This window comes from Mariniblastus fucicola (assembly GCF_008087665.1).
GTDB lineage: Bacteria > Planctomycetota > Planctomycetia > Pirellulales > Pirellulaceae > Mariniblastus > Mariniblastus fucicola.
In genome coordinates this window covers 3,484,616-3,504,901 of record NZ_CP042912.1, presented here as the reverse complement: position 1 = coordinate 3,504,901, position 20,286 = coordinate 3,484,616, and the positions used below count along the sequence as shown (strand labels likewise).

Annotated in this window: 15 protein-coding genes; 9 read left to right on the top strand and 6 right to left on the bottom strand. The window is 53.4% G+C overall.

The features are described 5' to 3' along the window. Positions 1-16 precede the first annotated feature (16 nt). The 4 genes from MFFC18_RS12895 to eno all read left to right on the top strand — a co-directional run bounded on the left by MFFC18_RS12895 (position 17) and on the right by eno (position 6,389). On the top strand, positions 17-1,558 hold the full coding sequence (locus MFFC18_RS12895) for a serine hydrolase domain-containing protein (RefSeq protein ID WP_084416869.1): 1,542 nt from the start codon (positions 17-19) through the stop codon (positions 1,556-1,558). A gap of 257 nt (positions 1,559-1,815) precedes the next feature. Next, positions 1,816-3,090, top strand: a complete 1,275-nt coding sequence (locus MFFC18_RS12890; protein ID WP_075082825.1) for an IS701 family transposase — start codon at positions 1,816-1,818, stop codon at positions 3,088-3,090. Between the two features lie 593 nt (positions 3,091-3,683). Further along, positions 3,684-4,820, top strand: coding sequence for a tyrosine-type recombinase/integrase (locus MFFC18_RS12885; protein WP_075085654.1), 1,137 nt, complete (start codon positions 3,684-3,686; stop codon positions 4,818-4,820). Between the two features lie 297 nt (positions 4,821-5,117). Then, positions 5,118-6,389 carry a phosphopyruvate hydratase gene (gene eno, locus MFFC18_RS12880; protein WP_075085653.1) on the top strand — a complete coding sequence of 424 codons (1,272 nt, stop codon included), beginning with the start codon at positions 5,118-5,120 and terminating at the stop codon, positions 6,387-6,389. 429 nt (positions 6,390-6,818) lie between these two features. Here the strand turns inward: eno and MFFC18_RS12875 are convergent, their stop codons facing one another. Together MFFC18_RS12875 and MFFC18_RS12870 are read right to left on the bottom strand one after the other, a co-directional pair. Then, positions 6,819-8,093: an IS701 family transposase gene (locus MFFC18_RS12875; protein WP_148618854.1), complete on the bottom strand. Its 1,275-nt coding sequence runs from the start codon at positions 8,091-8,093 to the stop codon at positions 6,819-6,821. Between the two features lie 79 nt (positions 8,094-8,172). Beyond that, complete coding sequence (locus tag MFFC18_RS12870) at positions 8,173-9,120, bottom strand: aldo/keto reductase (RefSeq protein ID WP_075082826.1); 948 nt, start codon at positions 9,118-9,120, stop codon at positions 8,173-8,175. Positions 9,121-9,215: 95 nt separating this feature from the next. Between MFFC18_RS12870 and MFFC18_RS12865 the strand changes: the two genes are divergently transcribed. After that, complete coding sequence (locus MFFC18_RS12865; RefSeq protein ID WP_075082805.1) at positions 9,216-10,493, top strand: glutamate-5-semialdehyde dehydrogenase; 1,278 nt, start codon at positions 9,216-9,218, stop codon at positions 10,491-10,493. Between the two features lie 179 nt (positions 10,494-10,672). Here the strand turns inward: MFFC18_RS12865 and MFFC18_RS12860 are convergent, their stop codons facing one another. Both MFFC18_RS12860 and MFFC18_RS12855 read right to left on the bottom strand, forming a co-directional pair. After that, the gene (locus MFFC18_RS12860) at positions 10,673-11,947 is read right to left on the bottom strand and encodes an IS701 family transposase (protein WP_075082825.1); all 1,275 of its coding nucleotides are present in this window, start codon (positions 11,945-11,947) and stop codon (positions 10,673-10,675) included. A gap of 79 nt (positions 11,948-12,026) precedes the next feature. Further along, complete coding sequence (locus MFFC18_RS12855) at positions 12,027-13,556, bottom strand: hypothetical protein (RefSeq protein WP_075084330.1); 1,530 nt, start codon at positions 13,554-13,556, stop codon at positions 12,027-12,029. 221 nt (positions 13,557-13,777) lie between these two features. Between MFFC18_RS12855 and trkA the strand changes: the two genes are divergently transcribed. The 4 genes from trkA (at position 13,778) to MFFC18_RS12835 (ending at position 17,562) form a co-directional block, all read left to right on the top strand. Next, a complete protein-coding gene (trkA, locus tag MFFC18_RS12850) occupies positions 13,778-15,112 on the top strand; it encodes a Trk system potassium transporter TrkA (RefSeq protein ID WP_075084329.1) in 1,335 nt (444 codons plus the stop codon). Positions 15,113-15,224: 112 nt separating this feature from the next. Further along, positions 15,225-16,667 (top strand): 30S ribosomal protein S12 methylthiotransferase RimO, encoded by a 1,443-nt coding sequence (gene rimO, locus MFFC18_RS12845; protein WP_238381248.1) that lies wholly within the window; start codon positions 15,225-15,227, stop codon positions 16,665-16,667. 156 nt (positions 16,668-16,823) lie between these two features. Continuing rightward, on the top strand, positions 16,824-17,348 hold the full coding sequence (locus MFFC18_RS25810; protein WP_075084328.1) for an LITAF-like zinc ribbon domain-containing protein: 525 nt from the start codon (positions 16,824-16,826) through the stop codon (positions 17,346-17,348). 22 nt (positions 17,349-17,370) lie between these two features. After that, a complete protein-coding gene (locus MFFC18_RS12835) occupies positions 17,371-17,562 on the top strand; it encodes a hypothetical protein (protein WP_075084327.1) in 192 nt (63 codons plus the stop codon). A gap of 133 nt (positions 17,563-17,695) precedes the next feature. On the opposite strand, the gene MFFC18_RS12830 is transcribed toward MFFC18_RS12835, so the two are convergent. Continuing rightward, a complete protein-coding gene (locus MFFC18_RS12830; RefSeq protein WP_075084326.1) occupies positions 17,696-18,712 on the bottom strand; it encodes a Gfo/Idh/MocA family protein in 1,017 nt (338 codons plus the stop codon). Between the two features lie 5 nt (positions 18,713-18,717). After that, positions 18,718-20,259 (bottom strand): 2-isopropylmalate synthase, encoded by a 1,542-nt coding sequence (locus MFFC18_RS12825; RefSeq protein WP_075084325.1) that lies wholly within the window; start codon positions 20,257-20,259, stop codon positions 18,718-18,720. Positions 20,260-20,286: the final 27 nt, after the last annotated feature.

The window sequence follows — 20,286 nt, the reverse complement described above, 5'->3', positions numbered from 1 at the left end:
ATACGGAATGAATTAGATGAGATCAGCAACCAGTTTTCCCGCGATGTCGATTGTTTCGAACGCGAGTGCGATTTGTGTGCTGTTTGGCGCGTTGCTGTTCGCGTCGACGACGAACGGGCAGGAGCAGTCCCCGGACTCGACTGAGGTTTTGCAGATTTGCATGGCGAGTGCCGATGCGGTCGATGGATTGACGAAAATCGATGTGGAAGGGAAACCGCCGATCTTTGTCGATTCGGAGTCCGTTGTCAGTCGAGTCGATATTGAATCGGTCGAAGCGAAACTGGATCGCAGCGGCAGGAAGAATATCTACCTTCGTTTGACTGCTGCAGGCGGCGAAAAGTTGGCGACAGCGAGTGCTTCGAATCTTGGAAAGCCGATGGCAATTCTGTTCAACGGCAACCTGGTGTCGGCTCCGGTTATCAGGAGCAAAATCAGTCGCGATGTGGTCATCAACGGAAATTTCTCGGAGGACAGGATTCAGGAAATGCTACAGACGCTCCAGCCCGATTCGAAACGTTCAAAACTGAAGAGCTTTGAGCCCGAGAGTCTGGAAAAATTCTCCAAGCGACTGGATCGAGCTTTTGAAAACAGGCTCTTCAGCGGCACGGTTTTGATTGCCGTAGACGGAAAAATCGTCTTCGAAAAATCAGTTGGATTCGCGAACATTGACGACGAGACGCCTTTCGCGGAAAACTCATCCTTTCGCCTCGCTTCGGTTAGCAAACAGTTCGTCGCGATGGGAATCATGCAGTTGAAAGAGGATGGCAAACTTGATTTTGATGACGATATCACCAAGTACTTGCCGACTCTACCTTACAAAGGCGTTACGATCCGGCACCTGCTAAATCACACCGGCGGTCTGACGGACTATATGGACCTGTTCAGAAATCATTGGGATACCGACGCCGAAAACGACGAGCGAAAAACGGCATTCAATCACGACATGATCGCTCTGTATGCCGAACACAAGCCCGATCCGGATTTCGAGCCTGGCGAACGTTACGCTTACAGCAACACGGGCTACGTTCTGTTGGGCAGCATCATTGAGTCAGTGTCGGGGCATTCGATCCACGATTTTCTAAAGCAGCGAATTTTTGATCCCGTGGGGATGACTGACTCGCATGCATTTTCGCCGGACGAGCAAAAGTTCGATCCTGCAAACCGTGTTTTTGGTTTCGCGTGGCAAGGAACAAGTCACGTTGCCAATGATTGGAACTATCTCAATGGAATGGTCGGCGACGGAGGCATCTACGCGTCCGCGCGAGATTTGCTGAAGTGGGATCAGGCGCTCTACGGCGAAAAACTTGTTTCGCGGAAAACGCTGACTGAAGCTTTCACACCAGGCAAACTGAATAACGGTGACCAAACTGACTACGGATTTGGTTGGATGGTGGAACGTTCTGCGGACGACGGCTTAACCGTGTCGCACGGCGGACATTGGGTTGGCTTTCAAACTTCGATTTTGCGCGGCATCGATCGAAAACTGACTGTAATCTTGTTGTCGAATAATTCGACGCAACATCTCGATCAAATCACGCGAGCGATCGACCAACTGTAGTGTTGCAAAATCGAGTTCCGCGCGAAAATTGACGCGACAACGCTAGGCACTGTTTGGTAACTGTGAGCGGCAAGGCACTAGCCGCCGTTCCGTGGCGCTTTTAACGGCGGCTAGGGCCTTGCCGCTCATGTTTGGCCGCGTTGATGACATGAAAATCAATTTGTCAAACAGTGCCTAGTACTACAGCGCTAGGTTGATATTTGAGAATTAGTTGAAATTTGGGATTCTATATCGTTCATGCACAAGGAGGTGCTTTGATGGATGGTACTTGGATTCGTCAGATGAAACCAGCTTTGACACGTTTTCTGAATCGGTTCTCCGATTGTTTTAGTCGAAAAGATACCCGTGCTCATATGCCAACGTATGTTCAGGGTCAGCTATCAAACCTTGCTCGCAAGAGTGTTGAGCCCATTGCACTGGCTGCCGGAGTTCCCGTTCGCACGCTTCAGGAGTTTCTTGCTCAATACGCATGGAATGAAGACGCCGTGCGAGATCGTCTGCAACAGATGGTGGCAACGGAGCGCGGTAGCAAGCGTGCCATCGGCGTGTTTGACGAAACGAGCGATGTCAAGAAAGGCACCAAGACGCCTGGCGTTCAGCGTCAGTGGTGTGGCAAGGTTGGCAAGACCGATAACTGCATGGTGACGGTTCATCTTGCTTTTGCTCAGGATGACTTTCACTGCTTGCTTGATGGTGAGTTGTTCCTTCCTGAGAGCTGGTCTGAAGATCGCGAGCGTTGTCGCGTTGCCGGGATCCCCGACGAAATGGTGTATCAGCCAAAGTGGAAGATCGCACTGGAGCTTTACGATCGCGCGCTGTCCAACGGTCTGGAGTTTGAGTGGATCACCTTTGACGAAGGCTACGGCTCCAAAGGCCCGTTTTTACGAGCTCTTGATGCCAAAGCACAGTTATTCATCGGCGAGGTTCCGGTTTCAATGACCGGCTGGATCAAGAAACCCGGGCTCCAACATCCTCCCAAAGATCCGTGTCGTGGTCGGCCGCAAAAAGGTGCGCGAGTTGCCAAAGACAATCCCAAAGCTCAGCCGTTTCGCAAACTGCTGGAAGAATCCACGCGGTTCACGAATCAGTCATGGGAGCGTTATCGCGTCAAAGATGGAGATAAAGGTCCCATGGTCTGGGAAGTCAAGCATGCGATGATCTATCGTCCTGACGGCAAGTGTGTTTCGAGCAAGCGTTGGCACTTGTTGGTGGCTCGTAACCCACTCAAGCCGGATGAAATCAAGTACTTTCTCAGCAACGCGCCGGCTGCAACAAGCGTTCAAAAGTTGTTGCTCGTTGCCTTCAGCCGCTGGCATGTCGAACGTTGCTTCCAGGATCAAAAGCAGGACATTGGACTCGACGCCTGGGAGGGCCGGAAGTATCTCGGGCTCAAACGACACATGATTCTGTCGTGCGTAAGCTACCTGTTCTTGACGAAGATGCGAGAAAAGCTCGGGGGAAAAAAAATCTGGGTTCACCGTCTATCAGGTTCACGACGCCGTATCGGCACTGGTCCAGACTTGGTGGCTTAAGGGGCGGGCATCGTCGGCGCTACTGGACCGGGTCGCCGCTACGATTCAGTACCACCAACAACGAAACGCAAAAGCAACAAGATCACACGCCAAGAGAACTCGCAAAAAACTCCGGAGAATTGGCATCAAAGTAAGCAAAATCAAACGATGCTACTGGGGTTCAACCTAGCGCTGTAGTATTAGGCACTGTTTGACAAATTGATTTTCATGTCATCAACACGGCCAAACATGAGCGGCAAGGCGCTAGCCGCCGTTAAAAAGCGCAACGGAACGGCGGCTAGCGCCTTGCCGCTCACATCTACCAACCGGTGCCTGGTTCCGCCAGCCGCTTGGCTGCATCCTGGTGCGGGCACCACGCCGCGTTGGAGTGCGAACCAGTCGGTTAGACATTCTGTAAAACGCACTCTCTGCGCATCTGCAACGGAACCAGACCGGGAATTCTCTGCGTTTTCCCGGCTGAAACGTCAAATGCTGCGCGGGCTCATTTTGCCAGCGTGATATGACGATACCGAATAGTGATAGAACGTGTACAATTGTATACTTGAAGTGACTGTGCTCGGCACCGACGCATGTACCTAACTGCAGGCTGACTGATGAAGCAAAGCAAATTGTTGGATCTCGTCCGCAACAAAACTCGCGTGATGCACTACTCCAAGCGGACCGAGCAAGCCTATGCGCGATGGGTCTGCCGCTTTCTCGTGTTCCACAAAAATCGAAACGATGGTCAGTGGATTCATCCCGACGACATGAACTCAGCCGACGTCGAATTGTTCCTGACGTCATTGGCTGTCGACAGGCGTGTCGCTGCAAGCACGCAGAATCAGGCGTTTGCCGCGATCCTGTTCCTGTTCGAAAAAGTGCTGGGTCGCACCATCGAAATCGAAGCGATGCGAGCTAAGGCGTCGGCGCGATTGCCGGTCGTGCTAAGTCGGCAAGAGATCGTGACTTTCTTTGGTTGCCTGAACAAAGAACCTTATCGGTTGATGGCAGAGCTGATGTATGGCGCCGGATTGCGACTGATGGAGTGCTGTCGCCTGAGAGTCAAGGACATCGATTTCGATCGAAAGCAAATCGTCATTCGCGAAGGCAAAGGCAACAAGGATCGAATGGTTCCGTTGCCGCAGCGAGCCAATTCCGGCTTGCTACGTCAAACCAATTTGGTCAGGCGGTTGCACGAACGAGACCTCGCCGGTGGAGCCGGTTGGGTTTGGTTGCCAACGGCGTTGGCAGAGAAAGATCGAAGCGCCGGTCGTCAATTCGGTTGGCAGTTTCTGTTTCCCGCCAATGCGTTGACTGTCGATCCCCGTCCGCGTGAGCCTCTGGAGTCAGAGGAGAACAAGTACGGACAGCGAGCCGGAGATGGTGATCGTAATCAGATTCGACGCCATCACATTCATGAGAACACAGTGCAGCGTTGGATCTGCAAAGCGATTCGAGACGCGAGCGTTTCGAAGCGAGCCAGTTGTCATGCGCTGCGACACAGCTTTGCCACGCACTTGCTGGAAGCCGGCAGCGACATTCGCACGATTCAGGAACTGTTGGGGCACGCCGACGTTTCGACGACGATGATTTACACGCACGTCAGCACCGTCGGCGCGACCGGCGTGAGGAGTCCTTTGGACGGGCTGTTGGTGGAAAGGACGACGCGTCCTGACAAAGTTCAGAGCTCAAAGTCGGGTTACGAAGTTCGGCGAAAGACCAAGGGCGTTCGCGTCCAGTTTGCCGGCTGAGCCTTCCAGGACCGACGCCTGAATGAGCGACGGCGCGAACTCCCTCAGCAACCGAGCTTTCGCGCCTCAAGTCTCAACTCCTGATTCGAAGTGAGTCAAATCTCTTCCTTTGCCCCTGCCCTTTTCTCGCGAAATCGCAGTCAAACAGGCCGGGCAACCTTAACACGCAATAAGGGAGGGCTGGGTAACGTCGCTGGCTCGCGAACGCGAACGCTGCACCCTTTTCTGATTGGTCGTGGTGCGGCAAAATGGTGCCTCTTTAAGAAGCACAGAACACCAACCACACACGGAAACAAAATGGACTCCATCGTTGCCATTCACGGTCGCCAAATTCTTGACAGTCGCGGAAATCCTACGGTCGAAGTCGATGTGACGCTCGCCGACGGTTCCTTCGGCCGCGCTGCTGTTCCTAGCGGAGCCAGTACCGGAGCACACGAAGCATGGGAACTTCGCGATGGCGACAAGGGCGTCTTTCTTGGCAAAGGCGTGACGAAAGCTGTCGAAAATATCAACGGGCCGCTCGCAGAAGCACTGTTGGGACTCCCGGGAACCGATCAGGGCGCCGTTGACCGCGCGATGCTGGAACTCGACGGCACGGAAAACAAAAAGAACCTTGGTGCCAACGCATTGCTGGGCATTTCTCTTGCGACTGCCAAAGCTGGAGCTCAATTCAACAACACTCCACTGTTCAAATACCTTGGTGGAGCCAGTGCGACGTTGCTTCCTGCTCCAATGATGAACATCGTCAACGGCGGTGAGCACGCGGACAACTCGGTTGATGTTCAGGAATTCATGGTCATGCCATTGGGTTTCGAAACGTTCAGCGATGCTCTTCGTTGCGGTTGCGAGATCTTCCACAACCTCAAGAAAGTTCTTCAGGACAAAGGGCTCAACACTGCAGTTGGTGACGAAGGCGGATTTGCTCCTGACCTTGGCAGCAACGGCGAAGCCCTGGACTTGATCATGAGTGCGATCGAGAAAGCCGGTTACAAGCCAGGCGAACAGGTGAAGATCGCATTGGACGTCGCCGCAACTGAATTCTACGACCGCAGCAAAGGCGTTTACGCGATCGATGGCAAAGAGTTGGACTCAGCGGGCATGGTTGATTTTCTTGCTGATTGGGCTAACCGATATCCAATTTGCTCGATCGAAGACGGACTCGACGAAGACGATTGGGACGGCTGGAAACTTTTGACCGACAAACTGGGCAGCAGCTGTCAGCTCGTCGGCGACGACCTGTTCGTTACCAATACGACTCGTCTGCAACGTGGTATCGACGAAGGAATCGCGAACAGCATTCTGATCAAGGTCAACCAGATTGGGACGATGACGGAAACGATTCAGGCGATCCAGTTGGCTCATCGCAACAACTACACCAGCATTTCCAGCCATCGCAGTGGCGAAACCGAAGATTCAACCATTGCCGATTTGGCGGTTGGTCTTTGCACGGGTCAAATCAAGACCGGTTCGGCATCGCGATCTGATCGCATGGCCAAGTACAACCAGCTTCTCCGCATCGAAGAGATGCTTGGCGCCGGCGCTGTCTACGCAGGACCACGAATGCTGTAGAAACTCAAGCTGATTGACATCAAGAGAAAGCGGCTCACTGGTTGAGCCGCTTTTTTTATGCCCCAAACCCAGCGCAAATACGAGCACCACGCCCAAACGCCGCGTCGCGACATTCTGGTACTGTTTGGTAAATGTGAGCGGGAAGGCGCTAGCCGCCGTTCCGTTGCGCTTTTTAACGGCGGCTAGCGCCTTGCCGCTCATGTTTGGCCGTGTTGATGACATGAAAATCAATTTGTCAAACAGTGCCTAATACTACAGCGCTAGGTTGAACCCCAGTAGCATCGTTTGATTTTGCTTACTTTGATGCCAATTCTCCGGAGTTTTTTGCGAGTTCTCTTGGTGTGTGATCTTGTTGCTTTTGCGTTTCGTTGTTGGTGGTACTGAATCGTAGCGGCAACCCGGTCCAGTAGCGCCGACGATGCCCGCCCCTTAAGCCACCAAGTCTGGACCAGTGCCGATACGGCGTCGTGAACCTGATAGACGGTGAACCCTGATTTTTTTTCCCCCGAGCTTTTCTCGCATCTTCGTCAAGAACAGGTAGCTTACGCACGACAGAATCATGTGTCGTTTGAGCCCGAGATACTTCCGGCCCTCCCAGGCGTCGAGTCCAATGTCCTGCTTTTGATCCTGGAAGCAACGTTCGACATGCCAGCGGCTGAAGGCAACGAGCAACAACTTTTGAACGCTTGTTGCAGCCGGCGCGTTGCTGAGAAAGTACTTGATTTCATCCGGCTTGAGTGGGTTACGAGCCACCAACAAGTGCCAACGCTTGCTCGAAACACACTTGCCGTCAGGACGATAGATCATCGCATGCTTGACTTCCCAGACCATGGGACCTTTATCTCCATCTTTGACGCGATAACGCTCCCATGACTGATTCGTGAACCGCGTGGATTCTTCCAGCAGTTTGCGAAACGGCTGAGCTTTGGGATTGTCTTTGGCAACTCGCGCACCTTTTTGCGGCCGACCACGACACGGATCTTTGGGAGGATGTTGGAGCCCGGGTTTCTTGATCCAGCCGGTCATTGAAACCGGAACCTCGCCGATGAATAACTGTGCTTTGGCATCAAGAGCTCGTAAAAACGGGCCTTTGGAGCCGTAGCCTTCGTCAAAGGTGATCCACTCAAACTCCAGACCGTTGGACAGCGCGCGATCGTAAAGCTCCAGTGCGATCTTCCACTTTGGCTGATACACCATTTCGTCGGGGATCCCGGCAACGCGACAACGCTCGCGATCTTCAGACCAGCTCTCAGGAAGGAACAACTCACCATCAAGCAAGCAGTGAAAGTCATCCTGAGCAAAAGCAAGATGAACCGTCACCATGCAGTTATCGGTCTTGCCAACCTTGCCACACCACTGACGCTGAACGCCAGGCGTCTTGGTGCCTTTCTTGACATCGCTCGTTTCGTCAAACACGCCGATGGCACGCTTGCTACCGCGCTCCGTTGCCACCATCTGTTGCAGACGATCTCGCACGGCGTCTTCATTCCATGCGTATTGAGCAAGAAACTCCTGAAGCGTGCGAACGGGAACTCCGGCAGCCAGTGCAATGGGCTCAACACTCTTGCGAGCAAGGTTTGATAGCTGACCCTGAACATACGTTGGCATATGAGCACGGGTATCTTTTCGACTAAAACAATCGGAGAACCGATTCAGAAAACGTGTCAAAGCTGGTTTCATCTGACGAATCCAAGTACCATCCATCAAAGCACCTCCTTGTGCATGAACGATATAGAATCCCAAATTTCAACTAATTCTCAAATATCAACCTAGCGCTGTAGTACTAACTCCAGATGTCGTCGGCTCGATAAGGGCTGCCAGCGAGTTCAAAAAACTTGCCATGCACATACCGATGTGCGATTCCGATATCGTCGATTGTTTCCAGATCTTCGACAGGCAGTTCAAACTCAGCCGCAGCAAGATTGTCATTCAGACGCTGCCGGTTGGTTGATTTCGGGATGGCCACGGTCCCGCGGGTTGCTGCCCACGAAAGCAAAATCTGCCCGATCGATTTGTCGTGCTTCTTTGCGATATCGGCAATTTGCGGTACCTCAAAAAGATTCGGATCCGACTCACCACGCATTCGTTCTGGTCGATCACCAGACCCCAATGGCGAATACGCGACCAATTGAATTTTATTGGAGTTGCAAAATCCAAAAAGCTCATTCTGCGGCAGGAAGGGATGGCACTCGACCTGGTTGGTCGACGGTTGAATGCTGCCTTTGTCCAGCAATTCTTCCAAACGCCGAATGTTGAAATTGGAGACACCAATGTGTTTGATCAGCCCGGCAGAAACACACTCTTCCATCGCTTGCCATGTTTCGATGATGGGAATCTCATCGATCGGGATAAAGTCCTCGCCGCTCTGTGGCAACCAGGTTCCATGCTTGATCGCGACCGGCCAGTGAATCAAGTAGAGGTCCAGGTAGTCCAACTGAAGCAGCTTCAGTGATTCTTCCAACGCGGGCCGAACATGCTCCGGTTTGTGACTGTCATTCCACAGTTTCGAGGTGATGAAAACGTCTTCGCGAGAGAGGCCGTTGTCGAATGCCTGCACGAATGCGTTTCCGACATCGGCTTCATTCATATAGATCGCGGCGCAATCGATGTGTCGATATCCGACTTCGAGAGCCGTGGAAACTGCGTCTTTCGCCGCGCCGTCTTCCATTTTCCAGGTGCCGAGGCCGATCGCTGGAATTTGGTCGCCGTTGTGGAGTGAAAATGACTTCATGTTGTCCTCGTCCCGTACAGTGGTTGTCGTTATGATCGCTGGTTCCACGATTTTCCCCGATTTCAGGCGGCGACGCAACAAGCCGCATTGTGACCATGACCGAATCTACAAAACTGAACGTCGCCGACGCCATGTTGGAACTTGGCAAAAACGCGAGAACCGCATCGCGGATTTTAGCGACCGCAAACGCGGCTCAAAAGCGTACGGCAATTAACGTCGCAGCCGAAGAAATCGAAAAGCATGCGGATTCGATCAAGCAGAAGAACAGCGTTGACGTTGCAGCAGGGCGTGAAGCGAATCTGAGCAGTGCAATGATCGATCGACTTGAGCTCAACGATGATCGCATCGCGGCGATGGTCAGCGGGTTGCGTGCGATTGCCCAACTGGCAGACCCTGTTGGATCGGTGATTGCAAAGTGGCAACGTCCTAACGGGCTGGATATCGAACGCGTCCGCACGCCGCTGGGAGTGATCGGCGTGATCTACGAAAGCCGCCCAAACGTGACGGCGGATGCAGGCGCGCTTTGCCTGATGGCTGGCAACGCAGTTATCCTCCGTGGCGGAAGCGATTCCATTCACAGTTCGACTGCAATTTTAAGCTGCTTGCAAACAGGACTGGAAATCGCGGGCTTGCCGGTCGAATCCATTCAGATGGTTCCGACGACCGATCGCGCGGCGGTGGGTGAGATGCTTGCCGGGTTGGGAGGCAATATCGACGTGATTGTTCCTCGCGGCGGCAAGGGGTTGGTCGGCCGCGTTCAGGCAGACTGCCGCGTGCCAGTATTTGCTCACCTGGAAGGTATTTGCCACGTGTTCGTAGATGCTTCTGCGGATCTGGAAATGGCCGTCGAGGTAGTTCATAACGCCAAGATGCGCCGAACAGGAGTCTGTGGCGCTGCTGAAACTTTATTGATTCACGAGAACGTTGTGGCGAGTCACCTGAAACCGATCCTTGAACGATTGGCGGAATCGGGCTGTGAGATTCGTGGCGACGAAGCCGTTTGCAGCACGTGGCCGGCAGCCAAACCAGCCAGCGAGGAAGATTGGTCGGCGGAATACCTGGAAGCAATTCTTTCGGTAAAAGTCGTGTCAAATGTCGACGAAGCGATCGCTCACATCTCCCAACATTCTTCCGGGCATACGGAATCGATCATCTCCGAGAACCCGGAATCGGTCGCGAAATTCTTCAATTCGATCGACTCGGCGATCCTGCTACACAATGCGTCGACTCAGTTTGCAGACGGAGGCGAGTTCGGCATGGGCGCCGAGATCGGGATCGCCACCGGCAAGATGCATGCTCGCGGCCCTGTTGGCGTTGAGCAATTGACGAGCTTCAACTATCGAGTCCGCGGCAATGGCCAGACTCGGCCCTAGTACTACAGCGCTAGGTTGAACCCCAGTAGCATCGTTTGATTTTGCTTACTTTGATGCCAATTCTCCGGAGTTTTTTGCGAGTTCTCTTGGCGTGTGATCTTGTTGCTTTTGCGTTTCGTTGTTGGTGGTACTGAATCGTAGCGGCGACCCGGTCCAGTAGCGCCGACGATGCCCGCCCCTTAAGCCACCAAGTCTGGACCAGTGCCGATACGGCGTCGTGAACCTGATAGACGGTGAACCCAGATTTTTTTTCCCCCGAGCTTTTCTCGCATCTTCGTCAAGAACAGGTAGCTTACGCACGACAGAATCATGTGTCGTTTGAGCCCGAGATACTTCCGGCCCTCCCAGGCGTCGAGTCCAATGTCCTGCTTTTGATCCTGGAAGCAACGTTCGACATGCCAGCGGCTGAAGGCAACGAGCAACAACTTTTGAACGCTTGTTGCAGCCGGCGCGTTGCTGAGAAAGTACTTGATTTCATCCGGCTTGAGTGGGTTACGAGCCACCAACAAGTGCCAACGCTTGCTCGAAACACACTTGCCGTCAGGACGATAGATCATCGCATGCTTGACTTCCCAGACCATGGGACCTTTATCTCCATCTTTGACGCGATAACGCTCCCATGACTGATTCGTGAACCGCGTGGATTCTTCCAGCAGTTTGCGAAACGGCTGAGCTTTGGGATTGTCTTTGGCAACTCGCGCACCTTTTTGCGGCCGACCACGACACGGATCTTTGGGAGGATGTTGGAGCCCGGGTTTCTTGATCCAGCCGGTCATTGAAACCGGAACCTCGCCGATGAATAACTGTGCTTTGGCATCAAGAGCTCGTAAAAACGGGCCTTTGGAGCCGTAGCCTTCGTCAAAGGTGATCCACTCAAACTCCAGACCGTTGGACAGCGCGCGATCGTAAAGCTCCAGTGCGATCTTCCACTTTGGCTGATACACCATTTCGTCGGGGATCCCGGCAACGCGACAACGCTCGCGATCTTCAGACCAGCTCTCAGGAAGGAACAACTCACCATCAAGCAAGCAGTGAAAGTCATCCTGAGCAAAAGCAAGATGAACCGTCACCATGCAGTTATCGGTCTTGCCAACCTTGCCACACCACTGACGCTGAACGCCAGGCGTCTTGGTGCCTTTCTTGACATCGCTCGTTTCGTCAAACACGCCGATGGCACGCTTGCTACCGCGCTCCGTTGCCACCATCTGTTGCAGACGATCTCGCACGGCGTCTTCATTCCATGCGTATTGAGCAAGAAACTCCTGAAGCGTGCGAACGGGAACTCCGGCAGCCAGTGCAATGGGCTCAACACTCTTGCGAGCAAGGTTTGATAGCTGACCCTGAACATACGTTGGCATATGAGCACGGGTATCTTTTCGACTAAAACAATCGGAGAACCGATTCAGAAAACGTGTCAAAGCTGGTTTCATCTGACGAATCCAAGTACCATCCATCAAAGCACCTCCTTGTGCATGAACGATATAGAATCCCAAATTTCAACTAATTCTCAAATATCAACCTAGCGCTGTAGTACTAGAACGTCGCCATCGCTCCGATATGAAAGCCACCAAAGTAAACGCTCCCTAGTTCGGGCTCGCCAAGCCCGTTGAAAACGTCCTGTTCCAAGCTCTGGGTTGACGCCAGTCCAACGCCGAACAGTCCCAGTCCCTCATACCCGAACTTCAACGTCACTTGCTCGGCGACCTGATACTCAAGCCCCAGATTGAAACCCAGCGAACCGGCCAGATTCTTTTCCTCACTCGAATCATCAATGTTGAGCGTATCGACATCAATTTTGACACGATTCAAATACAGCCCCGCATCGACGCCACCGATCAGGGTCACGCGATTGAGCAACGAACGACGCCGCTCCCACATCCGCGTCAATCCCCACAGATCGTTGTCGGTTCTGGAGAACAGGCCGTTGGTGATGTTTCCGCCATTGAGCACATTGAATGATTCGTCCAGGTTGATATGTCGAAGTCCGTATCCCGATCGCTGGACTGCGTTGTGGCGGAGCCATGAATTCAGTTCGATGTTCTTCAAACGAGATGTGTAAACCAGATCGTAGTCCGTCGACGTGTCGACCGGGTTGCCCTGAAAGAAAAACGGCACCACGTTTTCGCCGGAAGCTTCGATCGTTGATGCGAAAGAATTGAAATCGAAGAATGTGAACTCGAAACCTGACATGTCGTCGCCCATGAACTGAACGAAATAGCGGGCGTCTCCGTCGGAGAAATCGAAGTCTCCAAACGACCACTCCTGGCCGGTGTCATCGGAAGCGAAAACCGTGTCTTCCGGCCGGCCGCGTTGAAACAGCAAAGCGTCAAATCCGATCCGCAGACGCAATTTTGACTGGCCATACTGTACCGGTTGTTGCGTCGCAAAAGCATCCGCTGTTGGGCTCGCCAAGTCCACTGATCCGCTGGCAGTATTGCTTTCTATGGAGCCATCGACGACGCTCTCGAACTGACTGCCGGTCCCGCCATCAACTACACTCTTTATCGCAGAGTCAGCGGCACCGGCTGCCTTGCTGGCTGGCGATTGCGAAGCATTCAACTGCGGCCGCATGGCAACGCGAGGACTTGAGGGCTGCTTGAAGTCTGACCACAGTCCACCGCCGGCCGATGCGATAAAGTATCCGTCTTTGTCGACGAACGATTCAGAAGTTCTGCCAAAGAGCGAGTCAATCTCTGCATTGGCACGTCGCATGTCTGGAGTCCGATTGGGATCCTGTTTCCCTTGCTGATTCGGAGCCAGTTCAGGAGTCTGCTGTGTTGACGTTCGCGATTCTCGAGCCCGCCGATTTTCCAAACGCTCGATGCTCGGGCTGTTTGGGAAGTCTGGAATCGAAGGCGTTTCGGCGAAAGGCAAAACAATTTCCTCCTCCAAAGCCGCTTTGAGAAATCGGTCTTCGCCAGAAGTTGAACTTGAACCGAAGATTGCGTTCTTCGACTCGTAAACAGGAATGTCAGCTCCCTTTTGCTGCCCCCATGCAGCGGCGGCAAAAAGCGTTAAAATCGCCAATGCTGCGCTGATGGTTTGCGGTCGGTTGACGGACATCGGGGTCTCCGAATTGAAAGGATGCAGATAAGCACTACTTTCCAATCGACCCGAAAAATGAAAACCGACACGACATCGCTTCCGACTCACAAAATCAGAATGACGCTCAAAAGCCGAGACAAAGGCAGAACCAATTTTTGCCTAACAACTGATTCCACGGTTGCATCCCCAACAACCCGCAAACTTTAGCAGCACGCTTCGTACTCAAAAGGCTGAAAAACGTGAACATTGTCATTCTGGGAGCCGGAACGGTAGGCTCATCGATCGCAGACCAACTGTGTAGCTCGCACCATAGTGTTACTGTCGTCGACGCCGATCCCGAACGCGTTCGAACGATCAACGAAAAATACGACGTCCGCGCCATCACCGGTTCGGCATCACAGTCGAGCGTTTTGTTTCAAGCTGGCATGCTTGGTGCTGACCTTTGCCTTGCCGTGACCGGAGTCGACGAAGTCAACATCGTCGCTGCCAGCATGGCTCGAAAAATGGGAGCACGCCGTTCGGTTGCGAGGGTTTACGGTCCTGTCTTCCGCGATCTCAGTACTTTCGACTACCAACAACACTTCGGCATCGACCGTTTGTTGTCGTTGGAACATTTGACGGCGATGGAACTGGCTCGCTGTATTCGTAATCCCGGATCCGTTGTCGTTGAGCAGTTTGCCAGAGGCGGCCTGGAGGTGCTGGAGCTGATCATTGGCCAGCCGGGAAAGGCGACTCAGGTTCCCATCCGTCAGATCGAATTTCCTCCCAATGTTCGGCTGGGAACGATCCAGCGAGCCAACCGGATGTGGATTGCGTCGGCGGAGGATCAACTGGAAGTCGGCGATCGAATTACAGTTTTTTCCGGTCCGGAGCACATTGCTGCGATTCGCACGCTGTTCAAAATCGAAAAGACGATGCCGAAGCGTGTTGTCATTGCTGGCGGTGGTGAAACGGGTTTGCATTTGGCCCGTATGCTCGAACGGGAATCTTTCAAAGTAATGCTGATTGAAAAAGACAAAGAACGCTGTCAGGTTTTGGCGGGAATGCTGGAGAGTACTTCGGTCGTCAACGATGACGCGACGATGCGTGAAGTTCTCGAGGAAGAACGTGTCGAGTCGGCTGACTTTTTCGTCGCCAGCACGGGAGACGATGAGTCCAACATGATGCTAAGTGTGGGGGCAAAAGACGTCGGGGCGAAGAAAGTTCTGGCGGTGATCGGGCGGCCGGACTATTCCCGAATTATCGAGCGGATTGGGATCGACATAGCGGTCAGTGAACGGGCTGCGATGTCCAAGCAGATTAACGCTTTTCTCAATGACGGAAATTTACTGTCCAGAGCCAAGCTGCCTGGCGGTTTGATCAGCGTGCTGGAAGTCGATGTGGCAGAAGGAGCCGCCGGAACGCTGGCCCCGTTGGCGGAAGTCGGTTTGCCCGACCGATGTCTGGTGGCGGCCATTATTCGGCAGGATGCGGTCTATGTTCCCGGTGCCGAGGATCAGGTCGTTGCGGGTGACATTGCGATTCTGATCGTCGAAGAAGACGTCATCGCTGCCGCGGTTTCCTTCTTTTCGTAGTTTTCGCACTCCCTCAACGAGAGGCTGTGGTTTACGATTTTGGCACGAATTGTTTCGTAAACGAGTCTTTCGCGGGCTCACGTCTTCCGTTTTCATTACGAGCCAGAACACTGTGTCCACCGACTTTCAATCCATCCCTGCATCGAAAGACATCAAGGGAAGCTACTCTTTCATCAGCCTTGGTTGTGCGAAGAATACTGTCGACAGCGAACGCATGATGGGGTTGTTGAAGCTTGACGGCTATGAGCTGGTTGCCGATCCGGTTGGCAGCGACTTCGTGATCGTCAACACATGTGGTTTCATTGAGAATGCTCGCACCGAGTCGTTTGCTGCGATCGATGAGATGCTGGAGCTAAAGCGTGAAGGCAAAACCAAAGGGGTGATTGTCTCCGGTTGTCTCGCCGAACGACAGAAAGAACAGCTGCTCGAAGACCGCCCCGATATTGACTCGTTGGTCGGCGTGTTCGGTCGCGAAGAGATTACGGAAATCGCTGATCGACTGGTCGGTGACCTTGCTGAACAGCGGATCGTTTTTCAACCTGCTCCGATTCGTGCACTTCCGGACATGGATCGTCTGCAGATCACGCCAAAGCATTTTGCCTATCTGAAGATTTCCGAAGGCTGTGATCGGCTGTGCACTTTTTGCGCGATTCCAAAGATGCGAGGAAAGCACGCGACCAAGCCGATGGAGAACGTGATTGCGGAAGCGGAGCAATTGGCTGCCAAGGGCGTTCGCGAGTTGATCGTTGTCGCGCAGGACACAACTTACTACGGTATGGACCTCTACGGCGAACCGCGGCTCGCTGAACTGCTCGAAAAACTGAACGCGGTTGAGGGGCTGGACTGGATTCGGCTGATGTACTTCTATCCGATGTACATCGATGAGAAACTGTTAAAGACGATTGCCGCCTGTGAGAAAATCGTGCCTTACATCGACATGCCTCTTCAGCACGCCGATGACGTGATGTTGAAGCGAATGTCGCGGCGCGTGAATCAGGAACAGATGAACCAGCAGATTGACTTGATGCGCAAACTGCTGCCAGACTTGGTGTTGCGAACTACATTTATCACTGGATTCCCGGGCGAAACGGAAGAGCAATTTCAAACGTTGATCGATTTCGTCAAACGGCACCGCTTTGAACGAATGGGCGTGTTCACCTATTCGTTTGAGCCCGACACACCGGCGGCCCGGATCGAAGGGCATCTCGAAGACGAAATCAAGGAAGACCGTCGTCGGCGATTGATGGAAGTTCAGCAAGAGATCATGTTCGAGTACAACCAGTCGCAAGTTGGAAAGACCGTGGACATCATTTTGGACCAACCGGTCGAAGGTCAGCCGGGTGTTTGGATTGGTCGCGGATCGTGCGATGCTCCGGACGTCGACGGCATCACGTTTGTGACTCAAACCGATCATGAGTTGAAGGAAGGCCAGATCGTCGAATGTGAAATCGTCGCTTCGCAAGGCTACGATTTGATCGCGGCGGCCGTTGGGGTGCCGAAAGAATCAAAGCCCGTCAAACGTGGGCTTAATATTCTTCCATCCAACCAGGGTTAAGTTGTTCTCGGACCTCTGTTTTCGTGTTCATTGAACCCTCGCCGCGTCGGTTGAGTTTAATTCCAAGATTGTGGCGTGGCGTTCGAAATACTAAACTGAGACTCCAAGATTTCACGTGTCTCAGTCCTGTCACCGCTTCAGATTCCGGTCCACCTCATGGCGAAAATCCGATTTTCGTGTCCTCGATGCCAAGCGGTGATGCAAACCAGCGAGGACAAGCTCGGGTTTGACATTGCGTGTCCTCAGTGCAGCCATCAATTCACTCTGGTTGGTCAGGATGTTCCAACAAAGCCACCGGCATCCGGGACTGTTCCCCAGCTGAATACCGATCGTCCCGGCAGTCTCGCAGAAGAGACTCGGCATTGGGTAAATCAACCTGCGGCCTCTGACGCCAACGTCGCCAAGACGCCTCCTTCGTCTTCGTCGATGGTGGACAACATTCCGGCCGGAATAGCGATTCCACCGATTTACCAGGGAACGGTAAGCAATGCTTTTTCCTGCCCGTATTGCCAGACTCGCCAGCCACCGATCTGGAAGTCCGAGGTGTCGACCGCTGGGTGGATCGCATGTGTCGTGCTCGGCTGCACCACATGCATTTTCTTCTGGGTTGGGCTGCTGATTCGTGACAAGTACACCGTCTGCTCTTCATGTAAAATGCGATTGCCTAGAAACTTTGTTTAGAGCGAATCGATTCGCGACTATAATGAAGTCTCATGCTTTCAACTCTCTTCAATATTTGATCATGTTTGGCAAGAAAAACGTCTATTCTCTCGCGAAACGGACGGCTCAGAAATCAGAGCCCAGCGAGTTCCGTGACTCAATGACTTTAGTGGGCGTCTGCTTTGCGTTCGGTGTGCTCGGGTGGTATTTGATCCGCTCAATCATCGGATTTTAGCTAAGTCCGTCTGGGGCGTAGAGTACCGAACTAGCGACTCGTCCTTTTGCTGACTGAGCCTGGCTGGATCACGTGGGACAATTCGATCTGATCGATGGACCGCCATAACAATCAATTGATTGGTCTCGTCCAACTACCACTGAATCAATTCGCGGTTCCCGGTTTCGGCACTCAGATGTGCTTTCACGACGATCTGCATCGCCCGATACGCGTCATCCGGATCGGTTGTCCGGCGGAGGAAACTGGTTACGGCACGATAGAATCGGTCCAGCATTTGTTCGCCGACCGGACGTTCTGATTCAAGAGATTCGTTATGTTGGCCAGCGTCGTCGAACCAAACCAGATTCGAAGGCAAGTCAATGAATGCCATCCCTTTTTCACAGCAGACCTGAATTGAAGGCGGGCGGCGATATGAAAGTGCGTCGGCCCAGCGACCTGGAATGTAGTGACCGATACTCAACTGAGCCATTGGCTTGGTTTCCAGTCCATCCGACTTCGGAAACTCCAGATTCACCATCTGGTAGAAAATGTCTTTCTGTGAATCATGTCGATCATGAATCGAGCTTTTTACCGACACCGGTTCGTCGGCAACCAAATATCGACACCAATCCACCAGCTCCATCAAGTTACGCCAGACAAGCGGGCAGTGAGGTCCGCGGCGGCGCCAATCCGCCTGACTTTCGGCCGGCATTCGCTGGTGACAGAAAAGTAGATGTGGCTTGCCCAACCGCGTTGCGATCAGCTCTTTCAGTCGAATCGTAGCCGGAGAATGTCGTCGCGGAAGTTCCGCCATGTATGCGATTCCGGACGCTTCGATCCGAGTCCGCAGATCGAGCGCCTGGCCGGGTGTCACGTCGAGAGCCGCCGAACTGTATACCGCTTTGCCATTTTCGCACGCTTCGAGGATCGGCAGCGACCCGTACCACTGCGGCGAGAGGTACAGGATCGCGTCGATGTCTTCTCGCTGAATCAGCGTTCGGAATCCCGGGATTGCGACCGCATCAAACTGCTTTGCGACTTTCTCGGCTTTCACATAGACTTCGCAACAAACGGCAACCACTTCGAAGCGATCCGAAAGTGCGCGAAGCGCGGTAGCGTGCCGCGACTCCCATTGATCGCCAAGGCCGACCAGTCCGATGCGAAGTTTCATCGAAATTATGCGCCCGCTTTGGAGGTGGCGATAATGCGATTCGTCGCGTTCAGGATTGCCTTGATCGATGCTTCCACACAATCCATCGAAACCGCTCGGCCGCGATAAATTTCGCCTTCGTACTCGGTCTCAATCGTGACTTCGCCGTTCGCATCGCGGCCCAGCGTTGAACTTTGGATCTGAAATTCTTTGCAATCCAGATCGATCCCCGTGATTTGTTGCACGGCCAGGAAAGCAGCATCAACCACGCCCGAACCATCGCAGACTTCGACCGTTTTTTCCTCTTCGCCACGTTTCAGCGTCAGCGTGATTTTTGGCGTCGACTTGTAAGTCAGCTCAACGGTGTACGTGACCAGGGTCCATTCACGCTCGGTGGTCTTGGCCAGAATTTCGTTCTGGACCAACGCAACGATGTCGCCGTCAAAGATTTCTTTCTTGCGATCGGCGAGTTTCTTGAATCTTCCGAAGATACTCTGAAGCTGATCGCCGGTCAGCTGAAAGCCAAGCTGCTTCGCCCGGTCCGCCAACGCCGCGCGGCCGCTGTGTTTGCCCAACACGAGATCCGTTGCTGCAAAACCGACGTCTTCCGGCCGCATGATTTCGTAAGTCGAACGTTCCTTCAGCATTCCGTCCTGATGAATGCCGGCTTCATGAGCAAACGCATTGCGGCCCACGATCGCCTTGTTCCGCTGCACGTGCATACCTGTAACCGCTGAAACCAGTCGGCTTGCCGGGACAAGCCGTTTCGAGTCGACTCGTGTGTCGCAATTGTAGAAATCGTTTCGCGTCCGCATCGCCATGACGACTTCTTCAAGCGAAGTGTTGCCGGCTCGTTCGCCGATACCATTAATCGTGCACTCGATCTGCCCTGCTCCGGCTTGCACAGCAGCCAAAGAGTTCGCAACAGCCATCCCGAGATCGTCATGACAGTGGACTGAAATCACAGCTTGATCAATGTTTGGAACGCGATTCACCAGTGACGAAATCACGTCATGCATATGGCTGGGCGTCGCGTAGCCAACGGTGTCCGGAATATTGACCGTCGTGGCACCGGCTTCGATAACCTTTTCGACCACCTGGCACAGAAAGTCGATCTCCGTGCGGGCCGCGTCTTCTGGAGAGAACTCGATGTTGTCGCAATAGCTCTTGGCTCGTTTCACGCCCGCGACCGCGCGGTCAATGATCTCTTCCGGAGACATCTTCAGCTTGAACTCGCGGTGAATCGCGCTGGTGGCCAGAAAAACATGAATCCGAGGATTGGCGGAATGTTTCAGGGCTTCCCAGGCTCGGTCGATATCCTTGTCGTTGGATCGGGCCAAGCCACAAATTTCTACGTCTCGGTTGCCGAGCGAAGTTGCGATCTCGCGAACGGACTCAAAATCGCCAGGGGAAGCGATCGGAAATCCTGCCTCAATAATGTCGACCCCGAGATCGATGAGAGCTTGGGCCACCTCCAGTTTTTCTTTGAGATTCATGCTACAGCCAGGAGACTGTTCGCCGTCACGTAATGTCGTGTCAAAGATCCGGATTTGCCTTGCGTCACTCATGTGATTGAGAGTCTGGAGTACAGACGT